The sequence below is a fragment of the Streptomyces sp. NPDC052225 genome, from assembly GCF_040679615.1.
GTDB lineage: Bacteria > Actinomycetota > Actinomycetes > Streptomycetales > Streptomycetaceae > Streptomyces.
Genome location: NZ_JBFAVD010000031.1, coordinates 45783 through 63378, shown reverse-complemented (window position 1 = coordinate 63378; position 17596 = coordinate 45783). Strand labels below are relative to the sequence as shown.

At 71.2% G+C, this 17596-nt stretch carries 12 protein-coding genes; 5 read left to right on the top strand and 7 right to left on the bottom strand.

Going from position 1 to position 17596, the window contains the following annotated elements; all coding sequences use genetic code 11:
• Positions 1–5: 5 nt before the first annotated feature.
• The 5 genes from AB0L37_RS32940 to AB0L37_RS32920 all read right to left on the bottom strand — a co-directional run bounded on the left by AB0L37_RS32940 (position 6) and on the right by AB0L37_RS32920 (position 7926).
• Positions 6–2213 (bottom strand): glycoside hydrolase N-terminal domain-containing protein, encoded by a 2208-nt coding sequence (locus AB0L37_RS32940; RefSeq protein ID WP_365513860.1) that lies wholly within the window; start codon positions 2211–2213, stop codon positions 6–8.
• Positions 2206–4194, bottom strand: coding sequence for a beta-galactosidase (locus AB0L37_RS32935; protein ID WP_365513822.1), 1989 nt, complete (start codon positions 4192–4194; stop codon positions 2206–2208). Before AB0L37_RS32935 ends, AB0L37_RS32940 begins: the two co-directional genes overlap by 8 nt.
• Positions 4195–4289: 95 nt before the next feature.
• Positions 4290–5219 (bottom strand): carbohydrate ABC transporter permease, encoded by a 930-nt coding sequence (locus AB0L37_RS32930; protein WP_365513819.1) that lies wholly within the window; start codon positions 5217–5219, stop codon positions 4290–4292.
• Positions 5216–6244, bottom strand: coding sequence for an ABC transporter permease subunit (locus AB0L37_RS32925; protein WP_365513816.1), 1029 nt, complete (start codon positions 6242–6244; stop codon positions 5216–5218). Before AB0L37_RS32925 ends, AB0L37_RS32930 begins: the two co-directional genes overlap by 4 nt.
• A complete protein-coding gene (locus tag AB0L37_RS32920) occupies positions 6244–7926 on the bottom strand; it encodes an extracellular solute-binding protein (RefSeq protein ID WP_365513813.1) in 1683 nt (560 codons plus the stop codon). Before AB0L37_RS32920 ends, AB0L37_RS32925 begins: the two co-directional genes overlap by 1 nt.
• 212 nt (positions 7927–8138) lie before the next feature.
• Here AB0L37_RS32920 and AB0L37_RS32915 point away from each other — a divergent pair, with 212 nt between their 5' ends.
• Both AB0L37_RS32915 and yicI read left to right on the top strand, forming a co-directional pair.
• Positions 8139–10967 (top strand): glycoside hydrolase family 3 C-terminal domain-containing protein, encoded by a 2829-nt coding sequence (locus AB0L37_RS32915; protein WP_365513811.1) that lies wholly within the window; start codon positions 8139–8141, stop codon positions 10965–10967.
• The gene (gene yicI / locus AB0L37_RS32910) at positions 10964–13189 is read left to right on the top strand and encodes an alpha-xylosidase (protein WP_365513809.1); all 2226 of its coding nucleotides are present in this window, start codon (positions 10964–10966) and stop codon (positions 13187–13189) included. The genes AB0L37_RS32915 and yicI overlap by 4 nt, the downstream gene beginning before the upstream one ends.
• Positions 13190–13200: 11 nt before the next feature.
• On the opposite strand, the gene AB0L37_RS32905 is transcribed toward yicI, so the two are convergent.
• On the bottom strand, positions 13201–14775 hold the full coding sequence (locus AB0L37_RS32905) for an amidase (RefSeq protein ID WP_365513806.1): 1575 nt from the start codon (positions 14773–14775) through the stop codon (positions 13201–13203).
• Positions 14772–15053 carry a hypothetical protein gene (locus AB0L37_RS32900; RefSeq protein WP_365513804.1) on the bottom strand — a complete coding sequence of 94 codons (282 nt, stop codon included), beginning with the start codon at positions 15051–15053 and terminating at the stop codon, positions 14772–14774. The genes AB0L37_RS32905 and AB0L37_RS32900 overlap by 4 nt, the downstream gene beginning before the upstream one ends.
• 155 nt (positions 15054–15208) lie before the next feature.
• On the opposite strand from AB0L37_RS32900, the gene AB0L37_RS32895 reads away from it, so the two are divergent.
• The 3 genes from AB0L37_RS32895 to tgmB all read left to right on the top strand — a co-directional run bounded on the left by AB0L37_RS32895 (position 15209) and on the right by tgmB (position 17543).
• Positions 15209–15931, top strand: a complete 723-nt coding sequence (locus AB0L37_RS32895; protein ID WP_365513801.1) for a DUF2470 domain-containing protein — start codon at positions 15209–15211, stop codon at positions 15929–15931.
• Positions 15932–16317: 386 nt separating this feature from the next.
• Complete coding sequence (gene tgmA / locus AB0L37_RS32890) at positions 16318–16509, top strand: putative ATP-grasp-modified RiPP (protein WP_365513798.1); 192 nt, start codon at positions 16318–16320, stop codon at positions 16507–16509.
• Positions 16510–16523: 14 nt separating this feature from the next.
• Positions 16524–17543 (top strand): ATP-grasp ribosomal peptide maturase, encoded by a 1020-nt coding sequence (gene tgmB / locus AB0L37_RS32885; protein ID WP_365513796.1) that lies wholly within the window; start codon positions 16524–16526, stop codon positions 17541–17543.
• Positions 17544–17596 lie beyond the last annotated feature (53 nt).

Genomic DNA, 17596 nt, shown 5'->3' with positions numbered 1-17596 from the left:
TGGAACTACCGCGTTCTCAAGGTGAGTTCGCGGTCCTCGCCGGCGGTCAGGCGCAGGCGCCCGTCGCCGTCGGGGGTCATGAGGGCGACGTCCGCGTCGCGTTCGGCGTGGACCCGGGCCGTGCAGCGGGCGCCGGTCCACGTGAGGTCGACGCGCGCGCCGAACCGGGTGCGCAGTCCGCGCACCTCGCCGCGCCGCCAGGGCGCGGGCAGTGCGGGCAGCAGCACGAGGCGCTCGGGCGTCGACTGGAGCAGTGACTCGGTGAGCACGGCGGGCAGCGTGTGCGCCGCGTCCGCGTTGTAGACGTCGCGGCCCGGGTAGTGCGCGCTCATCAAAGAGGGGTGGAAGTAGTCACCGGTCAGGACGTGCCGCAGCGCGTCGGCCACCCGGGGCGCGTCGCGCAGCCGGGCCGCGATCAGCGCGTGGTGCAGATGGCCGTGCGCGGAGTGGTTCTCGGCGCCGCGCAGCTCCAGCGCACGGTGCGCCGCCTTCGCCAACTCCGTTGTGTCGTACGGGGTGATGTCGTGGTGCGGCCACACCGGGTAGAGGTGGCTGAGGTGCCGGTGGTCGTAGGCGTCGTCGAGGCCCGGCCACGCCCACTCCGCGAGTGCTCCGTCCGCGTTGACCCGGTAGTCGGGCAGCCGCTCGGCGAGGGCCGTCCAGCGCTCGGCGTCCGGGCCGGGGTGCCAGGCTGCGGCGGTGCGCAGGGCGTGCCGGGCGGCGGCGATGTCCATGGTGGCGTTGAGGGTGCCCCAGCTCGCGTTCGCCGGCCGGTTCTCCGGCGAGTACGACGGCACGATCACGACGCGCCCGTCGGGGCCTGTGCAGGTGAGGAAGTCCTCGTAGAACAGGGCGAGTTCGGCGAGCGCGGCGGCCAGCCACGCGGGCCGCTCGCCGGTCGTCTCGGCCTGTTCCACGAGCGGGGTGAGCAGCCAGTCGGCGCCGGCCGTCCACAGGTGCATCGGCCACTGCCGCTGGAAGTGGTACGCGTGCCCGCTCTCGCCGTCGGTGTGCGCGGGCGCGACGATGCCCCGCGCGGCGAAGATGCTCCGCGCGTTGTCCCGCCAGTGCGTCAACTGGCCCTGGATCAGCGCCCCGAGGGCGTCGGTCACCTCCGGAAGCGCGCAGGCCGGCGCCGACGCCGTCTGGAGGTTGAGGTTGGCGTCGGTGGTGAACGCGCCGGACCAGGCCGTGTCCCACTCGCCGGTCCACAGCCCCGTGAGCCGCGGCGGCAGCGCGCCCGACGCGCTCAGCAGGTGGTAGCGCCCCGCCGCGAACAGCCGCTCGAGCAGCGCCTGGCTCTCGGTCCTGGCGAGCAACTCCGAGCCGGGCAGGCCGCGTTCACCGCGCGGCGCGTCGAGGCTGAGCGTCACCCGCTCGTAGGCGGCGCGATGCAGCGCCTCGTGCCCGCCGAGGAGCCGCGCGTAGGTCTCCTCGGCCGGGTCGTCCCCGCCGACGAGCTCCGCGAGCGAGGCCGCCTCGGCGACCGCGTCCAGCTCGCCGACGTGCCGCCGCACCCGGGTCAGCAGCAGCAGCCCGTCCGCGCCCTCGACCCGCACCCCCGAGGCGCCGACCGACGTCCGGCCACCGCGCACCACGGCCAGCGTGGTCCCCGTGTACGCCAGTTCACTGTCCGGGTACCGGCAGCGCAGCGTCAACTGGGCGCCGGAGGCGGTGAGGACGACCCCCCGGCCGATGCCGAGCCCGCCCGGCACGCCGCTCAGACGCGGGTCGAGGGACACCTCGCCGGACAGCCCCGGCCCGGTGACGTACTGCACCACGACATCGTCCGCCCGCGACACGAACACCCGCCCGCGCCACCCGCCGCACCACGCCTCGGCCACCCCCGTCGCGAAGTCGACGGCGCGCCGGTAGCCCCGCCACACCACGCTGTCGCGCACGAACCGGACCTGGAACGCCGGGTGGAACGCCTGCACCCAGCGCAGCGGCCGCCCGTCCGTGAACGACTCGGCCGCGTCCGTCTCGCCCGCCAGCAACCGGTCCTGGAGCGACGGGAGTTGGGCGGCGAGCGCGGGCGGCCGGGGCGCGGACCCGCCGTCGGGGCGGACCAGGGAATGATGGGTGACGACCACCCGGTCGTCGTACGGGTCGCCGAACACGAGAGCGCCGTGCCGGCCGTTGCCGCTCAGGAAGGCGTCCTCCCAGCCGGCGGCCGGGGCCGTCTCCCAGGTGCCGTGCGGATGTTCAGGCAGCACCGCGACCTCGCGTCTCCCGGGAGAGCGCCGCCACCCCGTACCGGCCGAGTCGCACGGACCCGGTGTGCTCCTCGCCGGTCAGCACGTCCCGGTAGGGGCCGTCGTCCGGCAGTTCGACCGTCACGTCTGCGGCGTCGTGGTGCAGCAGGAACAGCAGCGCGCCACGGCGTACGGCCTCCACCCCTGCGGGGAGGCCGGACAGTGGAGGCCGTACGCCCGCCTCGGCGGCCGCGCCCGCGAACAGCGCGCGCAGGGCCGGGGGTTCGGGGAGCGTGGACAGATACCAGGCGCGGCCGCGGCGCAGCACGGCGGGAAGACCGTCGAGTTCACCGCCCCGGTAGGCGGCCACCACCTCGGTGTCGTCGGCGGCCGTCAGCTCCTCCGACCACAGCGTCCCGGTGAACTCCCCGCAGTCGACGCGCTCTTCGGCGTCCAGCGGCCACCACTCGTGCACGGTGCGCACACCGAACAGCTCGCGCAGCCGCGCGTCCATGCCGCCGGCCCGCACCCGGTCGTCGGCGTCGGCGACACCCGTGAAGAACCCGGACACGAGCGTCCCGCCGCCCCGCACATACGCCACGAGGTTCTCGATCGCCGCGTCGTCGAGCAGGTACAGCTGCGGGACGACGACGACCTTGTAGCCGCTCAGCTCCTGCGCGGGGTGCGCGAAGTCGACGGTGAGGTGCGCCTCCCACAGGGCGCGGTGCCAGGCCCGTACGACGTCCTCGTACGCGACCCGCGTCGAGGGCCGCGCCTCCTGGCCGCCCGCCCACCAGGAGTGCCAGTCGTGCAACACCGCGATGTCGGAGGGCACCTGAGCGCCCGTCACCTGCGGGCCGAGCGCGGCGAGTTCGGCGCCGATCTGCTTGACCTCGGCGAACGCCCGCCCTTCCTCGCCCGCGTGCCCCAGCATCCCCGAGTGGAACTTCTCCGCGCCCTGCCGGGACTGGCGCCACTGGAAGTAGCAGACGGCGTCCGCCCCGCGCGCCACGGACTGCAAGGACCACAGGCGGTTGAGACCGCGCGGCTTCGGATGGTTCACGTCGCGCCAGTTCACCGACCCGGCCGCCTGCTCCATCACCATCCACGGACCCCGCGCCTGACTGCGCGTCATATCGGCGATCATCGCGTTGTACTGCCCGCCCAGCGGATCGCGCGGATCTGGATAGACATCGACCGACACGACGTCCTCCCGCTCGGCCCACGCCCAGCCGTCGAGACCGGTCCAGAACGCCATGAAGTTGGTCGTCACCGGGATGCCGGCGGGGGTGTGGCGGCGCACCAGGTCGCGCTCGGCGACGAAGCACTCCAGGAGCGCGTCCGAGGTGAAGCGCCGGAAGTCGAGCAGCTGCGTGGGGTTGCGGATGTACTGGGCGCGGCGCGGCGGGATCACGTCCTCCCACGTCTCCACGTGCTGGCTCCAGAAGGCCGTGCCCCAGGCCTCGTTGAGCGCGTCGAGGGTGCCGTACCTGGCGCGCAGCCAGTCCCGGAAGGCGCGGGCCGCCTCGTCCCCGTAATCGAAGGTGCAGTACTCGTTGTTGATGTGCCACATCCGCAGCGCGGGATGGCGTCCGTACCGCTTCGCCAGGTCCTCGGTGATCGCGGCCGCGTAGCGGCGGTACGTGGAGGAGGAGTGCGCGAACTGCTGCCGCGAGCCCCACCACACGGTCTGCCCGTTCTCGTCGCGCGGCAGTGTCTCCGGGTGCAGCCGTCCCAGCCACGGCGGCGGCGACGCGGTCGGCGTCGCAAGCACCACCCCGATGCCGTGCGCGTGCATCAGGTCCATCAGCCGGTCCAGCCACCCGAACTCCCGTGCCCCCGGCCGGGGTTCGAGCTTCGCCCAGGAGAAGACACCGAGCGTCACCGAGGTGACGCCGGCCTCCTTCATCAGGCGTACGTCGTCGGCCCACACCTCCTCGGGCCACTGCTCGGGGTTGTAGTCGCCGCCGAAGAGGAGGCGGCCGTCGCGGGCGATCATGATCTGCGGCTCCGGGGAGGTCGGGGACGGTGGTGCCCGCCGCGCCCGGCCCGAGGGAGCGGCACCGGGAGCGGCGGGGGCGTCGGGCGGCGGCGTCAGCCCTTGACGGCGCCGGTGAGCATGCCCTTCTTGAAGTGGCGCTGGACGAAGGGGGAGGCGAAGGCGACCGGCAGGAGCGCGAGGACCATCATCGCCATCTGGAGCCCGAGAGCGGACAGTTCACCGGAGGTGACCCGCTGGCCCAGGCCGGTCGGCACTGCCGTGTTCTTCTGGACGAGCTGCATCAGCACGTTCTGGAGCGGCAGTTTCTCCGGGTCGTCGATGTAGATCATCGCGTTGAACCAGGCGCTCCAGTAGGCCACCGCGTAGAACAGCGAGATGACGGCGAGCACCGCGCGCGACAACGGCATGATGATGGTCCACAGGATGCGCAGATCACCGGCGCCGTCGATCCGCGCGCTGTCCGTCAGCTCCGGCGAGATCCCCATGAAGAACCCGCGCAGCACCAAGATGTTGAAGACGCTCACCGCGCTCGGCAGGATCAGCGCCAGATACGAGTCGGTCAGACCCAGCGTCTGGACCAGCAGGTACGTCGGGATGAGCCCGGCGGTGAAGAACATCGTGACCATGAGGGTCATCAGCAGACCCCGGTGGGCGAAGGAGCCCGGCCGGGAGAGGCCGTACGCGGCGAGCACCGACACCGTCATCGAGAACAGCGTGCCGAACCCGGTGATCCCCAGGGACACCAGCATGGCCCGGCTGACCTGTCCGCCGCTGAGCAGCTCCTGGTAGTTGACGAAGGTGAACCCGTCGGGCCACAGGACCAGGCCGCCCGCGGAGTCGATCGCGTGCTTGGGCGACAGGCTGGTGACGATCACCACCCACAGCGGACCGAGCACCGCCACGCAGCAGACGAGGAGGACGAGTCCCTTGGCGCCGAGACCGGCCTTGGTGGGAGCCTCCTCCCACACCGGGCGGTCGGGGGCCCGCCACGCGGGGCGGGGACGTTCGACCGTGACACTCACTTCTTGTACACCCCCTGCTCGCCGAGGAGATGGGCGAACTTGTTGGCCATGAGGACGAGACAGATGCCGACGACGCCCTTGACCAGGCCGACCGCGGCCGCGTAACTGAAGTCGCCGTTCTGGATACCGGTGCTCCACACATACGTGTCGAGCACTTCCGAGGCGCCCGTGCCCACCGCCTTGCGCTGGAGCAGGATCTGTTCGAAGCCCACGGTCAGTGCGTCACCGACGCGCAGCACGAGCAGCAGCGCGATCACCGGGCGCAGCGCGGGCAGCGTCACGTGCCACATGCGGCGCCACCGGTTCGCACCGTCCATCGCCGCGGCCTCGTACAGCTCGGGGCTGACGGAGGCGAGGGCCGCGAGGAAGACGATGATGCCCCAGCCGGCGTCCTTCCAGACCATCTGCGCCGTCAGCAGGTACTTGAAGATCCCGGCGTTCGTCATCAGGTCGAACCCGTCGACCCCGTGGTCCCGCAGGATCTGCGCGATCAGACCCGCCCCGCCGAACATCTGCTGGAACACGGTGACGACCAGCACCCACGAGAAGAAGTGCGGCAGATACATGATCGCCTGGGACAGGGCCCGCACCCGCGGCCTGATGATGCTGTTGATGAGCAGCGCGAGCGCGATGGGGATCGGGAAGAACAGCAGCAGCTGGATGACGAACAGGACGAGCGTGTTCTGCAGCGCGTTCCAGAAGTCGGGGTCGTCGACCATCCGCTGGAACTGCTCGAACCCGACCATCGGCGAGTGCAGGATCGCCGTGACGCCGTTGGAGGAGACGTACGGGTTGTAGTCCTGGAACGCGACGACGTTGCCGATCAGCGGCAGGTAGTTGAAGAGGAGCAGCAGCCCGATCGCGGGCAGCGTCATCAGGACGAGGGTGCGGTCGCGGCGCAGCCGGATCCGCCGGTTGGTTCCGCCGTCACGCGTGGCCGGGCGGGCCTTGTCCTCCTTGCGGCGCGCCCGGCCACGGACGGCCTTCTCGGCGGTCCGGGGCGGTCGTTCGGCTTGCAGGGCCATCAGGCCGCGCTGCCGTTCTCGTCGAGGATCTTCTTGTACCAGTCGCGCAGCTTGTCGCCGCCGTGCGACTTCCAGTCACTGATCGCCTGCTGGACGTCGGAGAGCTTCTTGTTGCCGCGCACGAAGTCGTTCTCGAGCTGCTCGAACTTGTCCTCCAGGGTGGCGTACCGCGAGGGCTCGATGATCGTCATGCCGTAGAACGGCGTCTTCTTGACGAACACGCCCATCCGCTGCTGCCACTCGATCATGCCCTTGGTGACCTCCGGCAGGTCCGGGTAGGCGAAGAACGGCGCGGGACCGCCCAGCATCTGCCAGGCGCTCGTCACCTGGGCGTTCCCCTTCTCGGTCTTCTTCGGGACGCCGTCGGTGATGGTGTAGTGGACGCCCTCCTTGCCGTAGTACGTGAGCATGTGCTCCTTCGTGCCCACGGGCGCGGCCGAGTAGTTGGCCGCCGCCAGCGCGTTCTTCACGGTCTCCTTGGACGCGTCCTTGCGGATGAACGCCCACACGTTGGACGGCGTGCCCGCGTACAGCGTCGGGTCGCCGCCGTCCGCGCCGAAGATGTCCATGGCGGCCATCTCGAAGTCGGGGAACGCCTTGCTGCCCTGCATCTCGGCGGTCTTGCCGTACCAGTAGGCGATGTCGCCGTTGCACATCAGCACCTTGCCGCTGGTGAACCGGAGGAGGCCGTCACCGGTCTGCGCCTTGGCGTCGGGGTGCACGACACCGGCCGCGAACAGCTTGCGGGTCCACTCCAGGGCTTCCAGGTACTCGTCGGTCTCCAGGCGCTTGACGAGCTTGTCGCCCTCCAGCTTCCAGCCGAGCGCCTTCTCGCTGCCGCCGAGCGAACCGAAGAAGTTGAACGACGACCACTTCATGTCGTCGCAGCCGTACACCCCCGCCTTCTTGTCCGTCATCTCCTTGGCGAGGTCGAAGAACTCCTGCGGGGACTTGGGTACCTGGTACCCCTTCTTCTCGAAGAGGTCCTTGCGGTAGAAGGGCGCGATGTTCGGCAGATACGAGTACGGGTACGGGATGCCCCGCAGCTTCCCGCCGAAGATGCCGCGCCGCCAGGAGTCCGACGGCATCGCCGCGAGGTTCGGGTACGCCTTGACCTTGTCGCCCGCCACGTACGGGCCGAGGTCCAGCATCTTCGCGGCCAGCGCGGCGGGTATCTTCCCGGACAGCTCCCAGCCGGGGACGATCATCACGTCGGGCAGCGAGCTGGAGGCGAGCACCGCGCCGATCTTCTCGCCGTAGACCATGCCGTCCTGGTTCTGCCAGGTCACCTTGACGCCGCTGGCCTCGTTCATGGCCGTGTAGTACTCGCAGTCGGTCTTCGGCGGCGGCCCCCAGAACGGCGCCATGATCTTCACCTCGGCGCCGGTGCCCAGCTTCTTCGGCACGGACGTGGCGAGCTTGTCCAGGTCGACCTTGGCCGTGTAGCCGGCGCAGGAACCATTCTTCGGCGCGATGTCCGGGCTGACGATGTTGCGCGCGGCGAAGGTGGGCAGCAGCTTCTTCGCCGACTTCTCCGATGTGGTCCCCTCGCCCGAGTCGGTGCTCCCGCCGCACGCGGCGAGCAAGGGCATTCCGCCCGCCACGGCCGCGGCGGCGACAGCGGTGGAGGCGAGGAAGCTTCTGCGGCTGGGGGCGGAAGCGGAGGGCTGGTTCGGCGTCATTGCGGTAACCCTTCGGGGACTTCGCGTCGCGCAAATGTCGAAGCGCTTCGATGTTGCAGCGAGGTTAAGGGAGCGCTCCCATGCCCACAAGACTGGTGCACAGAATTCCTGAACGAGCTTTCGCTGCCGCCCACTTGACACCTGACAACCCGAGTACGGAGCATCGAAGCGCTTCGAAGACCTTCCGATCTCCATCGCCAAGGGACCCGCACGTGACCGAAAGACACCCGTTCCACCCCGACTCCGCACCGGCCGTGGACAAGCGCGTCGACGACCTTGTGGACCGGCTCACGCTCGACGAACGCATCGCGCTTCTGCACCAGTTCACCCCCGGCGTGAGCCGGGTCGGCCTCGCCGCGTTCCGCACCGGACAGGAGGCGCTGCACGGCGTCGCGTGGATGGGCAGGGCCACCGTGTTCCCGCAGGCCGTCGGGCTCGGCGCCACCTGGAACGAGGGCCTGGTGCGCCGCGTCGCGGATGCCGTCTCCGCCGAGGTCCGCGCGATGCGTGAGCACGACGACCGCGTCGGCCTCAACGTCTGGGCGCCGGTGGTCAACCTGCTCCGCAACCCCCTGTGGGGCCGCAACGAGGAGGGCTACTCCGAGGATCCGTACCTGACCGCCGCCATCGCCACCGCCTACACGCGCGGCCTGCGCGGCGACCACCCCACCTACTGGCGCACCGCCCCCGTCCTCAAGCACTGGCTCGCCCACAACAACGAGACCGCCCGGGACACGTCCAACTCCTCGGTGCGCCCGCGCGTCCTGCACGAGTACGACCTCAAGGCGTTCCGCACCCCGGTCGAGGCGGGCTCGGTGGCCGGCGTCATGCCCGCCTACAACCTGGTCAACGGCCGCCCCAACCACGTATCGCCGTATCTGCGCGAGCACCTGCGGACCTGGACCGCGCAGGAACTGCTCGTCTGCTCCGACGCGGGCGCGCCCAGCAACCTCGTCGACTCCGAGCACTACTTCGACACCCACGAGGAGGCCACCGCCGCCGCGATCGTCGCGGGCGTCGACAGCTTCACCGACCACGGCACCGACTCCACGGTCATGACCGGCCGGATCCGGCGCGCCCTCGACCAGGGGCTGCTCACCGAGTCCGACATCGACACCGCGGTGCGCCGCCAGCTCGACGTGCGGGCGCGGCTCGGCGAGTTCGAGGACGGGGACCCGTTCGCGGACGTCCGCGCCTTCGACACCGAGGAGCACCGCGCCCTCGCCCAGGAGGCCGCCGAGCAGGCGATCGTGCTCCTGAAGAACGACGGGCTGCTGCCGCTCGCCGACGACACCCGGATCGCCGTCGTCGGCCTGCTCGCCGACGAGTGCAAGTCCGACTGGTACAGCGGCACCTTCCTCCACCGCTCGACACCGCTCGACGGGCTGCGGGAGCGGTTCGCCGACGTGGTCCTCGCGGAGGGCGCCGACCGGGTCCGACTGCGGTGTGCGGACGGTGAGTTGACCGTCCCCGAGGCGCCCGCCGCCGCGGACGCGGAGCAGGACGGCGACGGTTCCGCCCTCGACCCGGCTCTCCTCGCCGGACGCACCGACCTGCCGCCGCTCACCGTCTCGCCCGACGCGGGCAGCGAACTGGCGCTCGTGGACTGGGGGAACGGGGCGCTCACCCTGCGCGCGCCCGACGGCCGCTACCTGTCCGTCGCCGAGGACGGCTACGTACGGGCGTCCGCCGAGCAGCCCGGGGGCTGGATCGTGCAGGAGACATTCGAGCTCGAGCCCCATGAAAGCGGTCACCTCCTCAAGCACACGGGTACGGGCCGGTATGTCGCAGTCGCCGCCGACGGCGTGAAGGTTGCCGACCAGGGCACGGAATTCTTCGTCGACTTCCTGGAGCGCGGCGAGGACGCCGTCGCGCGGGCCGCCGCCGACGCGGACGTGGTGATCGTCGTCGCGGGCAACGACCCGCACATCAACGGCCGCGAGACCGAGGACCGCACCACCCTCGAACTCCCGCCGCACCAGGACCGGTTGTGGCGCGCCGCCCGCGCCGTCAACCCGAACACCGCCCTCGCCCTCGTCTCCGCCTACCCGTACGCCGTCCCCGACGCGGACGCCGCCCTGCCCGCCCTGCTGTGGACCGCCCACGGCGGACAGGCCGCGGGCCGCGCGCTCGCCCGGGCCCTCGCCGGGGACATCAGCCCCGCCGGACGGCTCCCGCAGACCTGGTACGCCGCCGACGGCGACCTCGCCGACCTGCTCGACTACGACGTCATCGGCTCCCGGCAGACGTACCTCTACTTCGAGGGGGATCCGCTCTACCCGTTCGGACACGGCCTGTCCTACAGCGCGTTCACGTACGACGGCCTGTTCGTGCGGCGCGCCGACGACACCCTGGAGGTCACCTTCACGCTCACCAACACCGGAGCCCGCACCGCCGACGAGGTCCCGCAGCTCTACGTCCGCCCGGTCGGCATGTCCGTACCGCGCCCGCGCCGCCAGCTCGTCGCCCACCGCCGCACGACGCTCGCGCCCGGTGCCTCCGAGCGGGTCACCCTCACCGTGCCCGTCACCGACCTCGGCCACTGGGACGTCGCCCGCGAGCGGTGGAGCGTCGCCTCGGGGACGTACGACCTGCTCGTCGGCGCCTCCAGTACGGACATCCGCCTCACCACGTCGCTCACACTCGACGGCGACGATCCTGCCGCCCGACCGGTCCGCGAGCGGGGCCTGGAAGCGGCGTCCTACGACGAGCAGCACGGCACCGAGATCGTCGACCGCGCGAAGACCTCCGGCGACGCGGTGACCCGCCGCGCGGACGCCCCGTCCGCCGAACTCCTCTACCGCGCCTGCGACTTCGGCCCCGACGGCGTGAGCGGCGTACGCGCCGAGGTCGCGGGGGAAGGCGTCCTGGAGATCGGGGACGGGTGCACCCTCACCGTCCCGGCAACCGATGGCCCGTACACCTACGTCTCACTGGATGCCGACTTCACCGCGACCGGCGTGCAGGACCTGCGGGTCCGGCTGCGCGGCGCACTCCGCATCGCCCGGCTCACCTTCATCTCACGGGGGACCACCACATGAAGTTCACCGACGGTTTCTGGCTGATGCGCGAAGGGGTCCGCGCCGCCTACGCCACCGAGGTCCGCGACGTGCGGGCCGGCGAGGACCGGTTCACCGCCCATGCCGCCGTACGGCATGTGCGCGGCCGGGGCGACACCCTCAACTCCCCGCTGATCACGGTCGATTGCTTCTCGCCCGCCGAAGGCGTCATCGGCGTCCGCTTCACCCACCACGCGGGCAAGAAGCACCGCGGCCCCGACTTCGAGCTCGCGGCCGCCGACAGCGCGGCCCACGCGCGCGTCACCCGCGAAGGGACCGTCACCGAACTCACCACAGGACCGCTGAGCGTCCGCCTCGACACGGCGGGGGAGTGGGGCCTTGAGTTCCACGACACGGCAACGGGCCGCCGCCTCACCGCGGTGGAACGCAAGGGCACCGCCTTCGCCACCACGCCCGACGGCGCCCACCACATGATCGCCCAGCTCGCCCTCGGCGTCGGCGAGCACATCTACGGCCTCGGCGAACGCTTCACCCCGTTCGTCAAGAACGGCCAGACCGTCGACATCTGGCAGGCCGACGGCGGCACCAGCAGCGAACTCGCCTACAAGAACGTGCCGTTCCACCTCTCCTCGCGCGGCTACGGCGTCTTCGTCAACCACCCCGGCAAGGTCGCGTACGAGATCGGCTCGGAGTCCGTCGGGCAGCTCCAGTTCAGCGTCGAGGACCAGTCGGTCGAGTTCCACGTCGTCGCGGGCCCCACGCCGAAGGACGTGCTGCGCCGCTACACCGCGCTCACCGGCCGCCCGGCGCTCCCGCCCGCCTGGTCGTTCGGGCTGTGGCTGACGACGTCCTTCTGCACCGAGTACGACGAGGACACCGTCACCTCCTTCGTCGACGGGATGGCCGAACGCGCCATCCCGCTCTCCGTGTTCCACTTCGACTGCTTCTGGATGCGCGAGTACCAGTGGTCCGACTTCGCCTGGGACCCGGACGTCTTCCCCGACCCGGCGGGCATGCTCCGCCGCCTCAAGGCACGCGGCCTGCGCATCAGCATGTGGATCAACCCGTACATCGCGCAGAAGTCCCAACTCTTCGACGAAGCACGGGAACTGGGGTACCTGGTCCGCCGCCCCAACGGCGATGTGTGGCAGTGGGACCTGTGGCAGCCCGGCATGGCCCTGGTCGACTTCACCGACCCGGCCGCCCGCGACTGGTACGCGGGCAAGCTGCGCACCCTGCTCGACATGGGCGTCGACAGCTTCAAGACGGACTTCGGCGAACGGGTCCCCACCGACGTCGACTGGCACGACGGCTCCGACCCCGAGCGCATGCACAACTACTACACGCATCTGTACAACCGCACCGTCTTCGCACTCCTGGAGAAGGAGCGCGGCAGCGGCGAGGCCGTCGTCTTCGCGCGCTCCGCGACCGCGGGCGGCCAGCAGTTCCCGGTGCACTGGGGCGGCGACTGCTTCGCCTCGTTCACGGCGATGGCCGAGTCGCTGCGCGGCGGCCTGTCCCTCTCCCTGTCCGGATTCGGGTTCTGGTCGCACGACATCGGCGGCTTCGAGGGCACCCCCGACCCGGCCGTCTTCAAACGCTGGCTCGCCTTCGGCCTGCTCTCCTCGCACAGCCGTCTGCACGGCAACGTCTCGTACCGGGTGCCGTGGGAGTTCGGCGAGGAAGCCGTCGACGTGGCACGGCAGTTCACCCTCCTCAAGCACCGGCTCATGCCGTACCTGTACGGGGCCGCGGTCGAGGCGCACCGCACCGGCGTCCCCGTGATGCGCCCGATGCTGCTCGACTTCCCCGACGACCCGACGTGCCGCACGCTCGACCGCCAGTACATGCTCGGGCCCGACCTCCTCGTCGCCCCGGTCTTCACGGCGGACGGCGACGTCGAGTACTACCTGCCCGAGGGCACCTGGACGCACCTCCTCACGGGCGAGCAGGTGCGGGGTCCTGCCTGGCGCAGCGAGCGCCACGGCTTCGACAGCCTCCCCCTGTACGTCCGCGAAGGCGCGGTCCTGCCGCTCGGCGCGGACGACCAGCGCCCCGACGGCGACTGGCTCGACGGCCTCACCCTCCTCGTCGCCCCCGGCGCGGACGACGTGAGCGTGACGGTGCCGGGCCTCGACGGCAGCGCGGCCGCCACGTACCGGGTGCGGCGTGACGTGGACGACGGGACGCTGTCGGTCGAGGTGACCGGGAGCGAACGCCCTTACGAGCTGAGGGCGTTGTAGCTCGCCAGGTATCACGCGGAGGACGCCGCGGCGTCCTCCGCGCTCAGCCGGGGCCGCGCGCCGGCCGACCGCAGGCGCGCGGTCGGGGCCGGATCGGCGGGCCGTCGCGTGTGCCAGTCCGTCACCGCCTGGTACGCGGCCGCCACCTCAAGGAGCCGGTCCTCCTCGTACGGCTGACCCCCGAGGATCACGCCCGTGGGGATCCCGGCGGCGGAGAACCCGACGGGGAACGCGATCTCCGGAAGGCCGAGGATGTCGAAGGGGACGGGCCCGGCCTGCAAGAGCACGTCGCAGCGGGCCATGACCCCGTCGAGCACCTCCCGCAGCAGATGCGTCTTCGCCCGCTGCGCCGTGATCCACTCGTCGCCGGAGATCATCAGTCCTTGCAGCCAACTCAGCAGCGACACACCGAACTTGGCCGGGTCCTCGCGCAGCCAGTGGCGGAACGGCTCGGTGCGCTCCGAGAGCCGGGCCGCGTTGAACGCACCGGTGAGCAGCGCCCAGTCGTCGGGGTAGGTGACGTCGACCAGGGTCACACCGGAGATCCCGTCGAGCCGGTCGAGGAACGCCTTGCGCAGCCCCTGCGCGTCGCCCGTCAGGAAGTCGGCGGGCACCCCGATCCGGGTCGCCCGCCGCATCCGTACGGCACCGTCCCGCCCCACGACCGGCGTCGCCGCCCGGACGAGGTCCGGCACGGCGGGCAGCCCGAGCGTGCGCGGGTCCTGGGTGTCGGGGCCGGCCAGGACGGACAGCATCAGCGCGGCGTCCATCGCGTCGCGCGCGAGCGGCCCCGCGTGGTCACGGGTGAACGACAGCGGGATCACCCCGTGGATCGAGACGCGGCCCATGGTCGGCTTGAGCCCGGTGAGGTTCTGCTGGTTCGACGGCAGCACGATCGAACCGCCGGTCTGCGTCCCGATCGACGACACCGCGAGGCGCCCCGCGACCGCGCACGCGGGTCCGGTCGAGGAGCCGCCCGGATCGACCGAAGGGTCGTTCGGCGTCCAGGCGTTGACGGTGGTCACGGTGCCGTTCGGTGTCGTCGCGCGGGTCGTCGCAAGGGGCCCCATCTGCCCCTTGCCGAGGACGATGCCGCCCGCGGCCTTCAGCCGGGCCACGGCCGTCGCGTCGTGGTCGGGCACGAAGTCGTCGAAGATGTACGAGTTGCAGCGCGTCGGCACGCCGGCCGTGAAGTAGTTGTCCTTGACGCACAGCGGTATCCCGCGCAGCACACCCCGCGGCCCTTCGCCCCGGTCCGCCTTGCGCGCCGCGGCGAGCGCGGCGTCCGCGGTCACCTCCGCGTACGCCTGGTACGTCGCGTCGTAGCGTTCGATGCGCTCCAGATGGGCCTGGACCAGGTCGACGGCCGTCATCCTCCCGCGCCTGATGAGGACGGCGGCCTCGGCGAGGGTGGCTTCGGAGGGGTCGCTGCGGGCGGCGTCCCGGACGTCGACGTCCGGGAGTCTCGGCGCCGGCGAGGCCGAGGCCTGGGTGGCGGCGGCGACCGTGCCGGTGGTCACGGCAGCGGTTGCGGCTGCCGAACTGGCAAGAAACGTACGCCGGTTGAGCGCGCGGGCCGTGCTCATCGCTCACCGCCCCGCGCCTCGTCGATCGACGGATGGATGAGCGGCACCGCGCCTTGCTGGGCGTATGCGGGGCTCGACGCGGGCGGGGCCCACGAGGCCAGCGCCGCGGGCGTCGACGCCACGAACGAGCGCAGGGACGCGAGCACCTGCGCCCGCGTCGGCACCCCTGTCTCCGGGTCGGGCCGCTCCGGCAGCTTCTCCACGTCGAACCCGGCGAGAGCGAGCCGCGCCCGTATGTAGGCGTCCAGCTGCTCCTGGCTCAAGGGGTCCACACTCACGGCTCCTCCAAGATCGCTCACAGGTAGGCGGACTTCATCACCCGCACGTGAAGTTCCCGTTGAGCCCGTGCTTCACGGCGGTTACGCGCCCCGAGGTGTGGACGCGACAAGGAGGTAAGTAAGGTGAGCCTTACCTAATCAATCAAGGAGTGGAGATGGCCGAGATGTCTCACCCGGCGATGCCCGCGATGCCTGCGAAGCCCGCGGCGCCCACCGGCGCCGAGCGAGCGCGGACGATGCTCGCCGCCGCGGGCTCCGTCGCGCTCACGACGACCGCCGTCGACCACCGGCTCGACCAGGTCGTCGTGCACACCGTCGACGCCGCGTCCCGGCTCGTCCTGCTCGACCCGGCCGACGACCTGCTCACCGCCGAACTCGCCGCCGCGTCGCACGCGGGACTCGCCGCCTACGTGGAGGTCACCGACGTGGCGCCCGTCGCCGTACGGGACCGGGTGCGGGCCCGCCTCACGCTCAGCGGGCGGCTCACCGCGGCCGGGCCCGGCACGCTCGTCTTCCGGCCCGCGCAGGCGGCGATCTCCGAGGACGACAAGGTGCGCACCCTCGACGCCGCGGCCCTCGCCGCCGCCGCGCCCGACCCGCTCGCCGCGCACGAGGCGGAGATCCTCTGCCACCTCGACACGGGCCACGCCGACTTCCTCGTCGAACTCGCCGAGCTCCGCCACCCGCGGGCCCTGTCCGGCGTGGAGTACGTCCGCCCCGTCCTCCTCGACCGCAAGGGCATCGTGCTGCGCCTGGAGAAGAGGGACGCGCACGAGGACCTGCGCGTCCCGTTCCTCGCGGAGGCCCGCGCCCCGCACGAGGTGGGCCACCGCATCCAGGAACTCCTCGACCCGGCAGCCGCGCACACCCCCCACTGAGGTTTCCCGGCCATGACGACGACCCCCGGACCGCTGTACTCCCTCCGGGGGCGGTCGCGGTTCGGCCACCACCCGCAGCCCGGCCTCCTCGACCGGCGCCGCGAGCTGCTCCGGACGCCATCGGCACTGCGGGTGCAGTCGGCGTGCGTTGTCCATGGAGACCACCGTCAGGATGTGTAAAGGCTTGTAAAGGCGGTATTTGAGAAGGGGGTCCGAAAGGGTCCCTGCTTTCCCTTTCTGACGCTGTGTCATCACGCAGCGTGGCGGAAGCAACTCCTCCGTAGGTGTGATGCGTTGTACAGAGTGAATCTGAGAAATTGCTCAGGAGTGTGACGCCGGAGAGTCACCATGCGCTTGACTTGGTGCACCCCCAACTAGGAGTACTCATGCGACCGTTCGCCCTGAACTATGCCCGCCCCACGCGAGAGGCAGAGGTCAGCGCGGTGTACACATACGACTCCGCACTGCAATTGAACGTGCTGGCCGACGGCGCAGTGGCCGCACGTGACTACGCAGTGTTGCGAGAATGCGCTGCCACGACCTCCACCGCGGGTTCCAAAACCCATTTCGACGACTGAACGGCCGCTCGGAAATGACGGTGCTGATCCTGACGAGCGAACAGGATGTGACGGCCGACATGGCGGTCGTCGAATTGAACGCCGGGGGAATCCCCGTGCTCAGACTCGACCCGGCCGAACTCCCGGGCGGTGTCGGCGTGTCCGGCGAGTTCGCGCACGGCGCGTTCCACGGCCATCTCTCCGTGGGCGGCCGTGTCGTGAGCATGGGCGGACTGCGCTCCATCTGGGTGCGCCGCCCGGGCACGCCCGCGAGCCGGGCGGGCGCCGCCTCCGCCTGGCTCACCGAGGAGGCCACGCAGACGCTGTACGGAATGCTGCGCTGCACCGACGCGCGGTGGATGAACCACCCCGACGCCGCGCGCCAGGCCCGCCACAAACCCTGGCAGTTATGGCTGGCACGGGCCTGTGGGCTGCCCGTGCCCGCCACGCTGATCACCACGTTCCCGCGCGTCGCCCGGGAGTTCACCGAGCGCTTCCCCGACCTGGTCGTCAAGCCGGTCTCCGGAACCCACCCCGGGGACAACGGGCTTGCCGTGCCGACCACCCGGGTCCGCCCCGGTGAGGACTACCGCGACGTCGCGCATGGTCCGACACTGCTCCAGCGTCGCATCCGCAAGACCGCCGACATCCGGCTGACCTGTGTGGGCGAGCGGATGTTCGCGGCGCGCTCCGCGAGCGGGCAGGACGCCGACGACATCGACGACATCGACGGCGTCGACGGCATCGTGGATGTGCGCTTCAGCCCCACCGCGGGCCCCTGGCGCCCGGTGCCCGTCCCGCGCCGGATCGCCGATGCCGTCCACGCCTATCTCCTGCGGGCCCAACTGGCGTACGGCGCCTTCGACTTCGCCGAGGACAGCGACGGCATCTGGTGGTTCCTGGAGTGCAACCAGTCCGGCCAGTTCGGCTTCGTGGAGATCGAGACGGGGCAGCCCATCGGCCGCGCCGTGGCGCAGTGGCTCGCGGGAGAGCCGCTGGGCCCGCCGCTCGACCCGGGGGAGGAGGGTGAGCCGACGCTCTGCCCACCGCCTTGATCAGGGAGCGGCCGGCACGGTACGAGAGGGTGAAGCGTCCGCACGTCCGACTC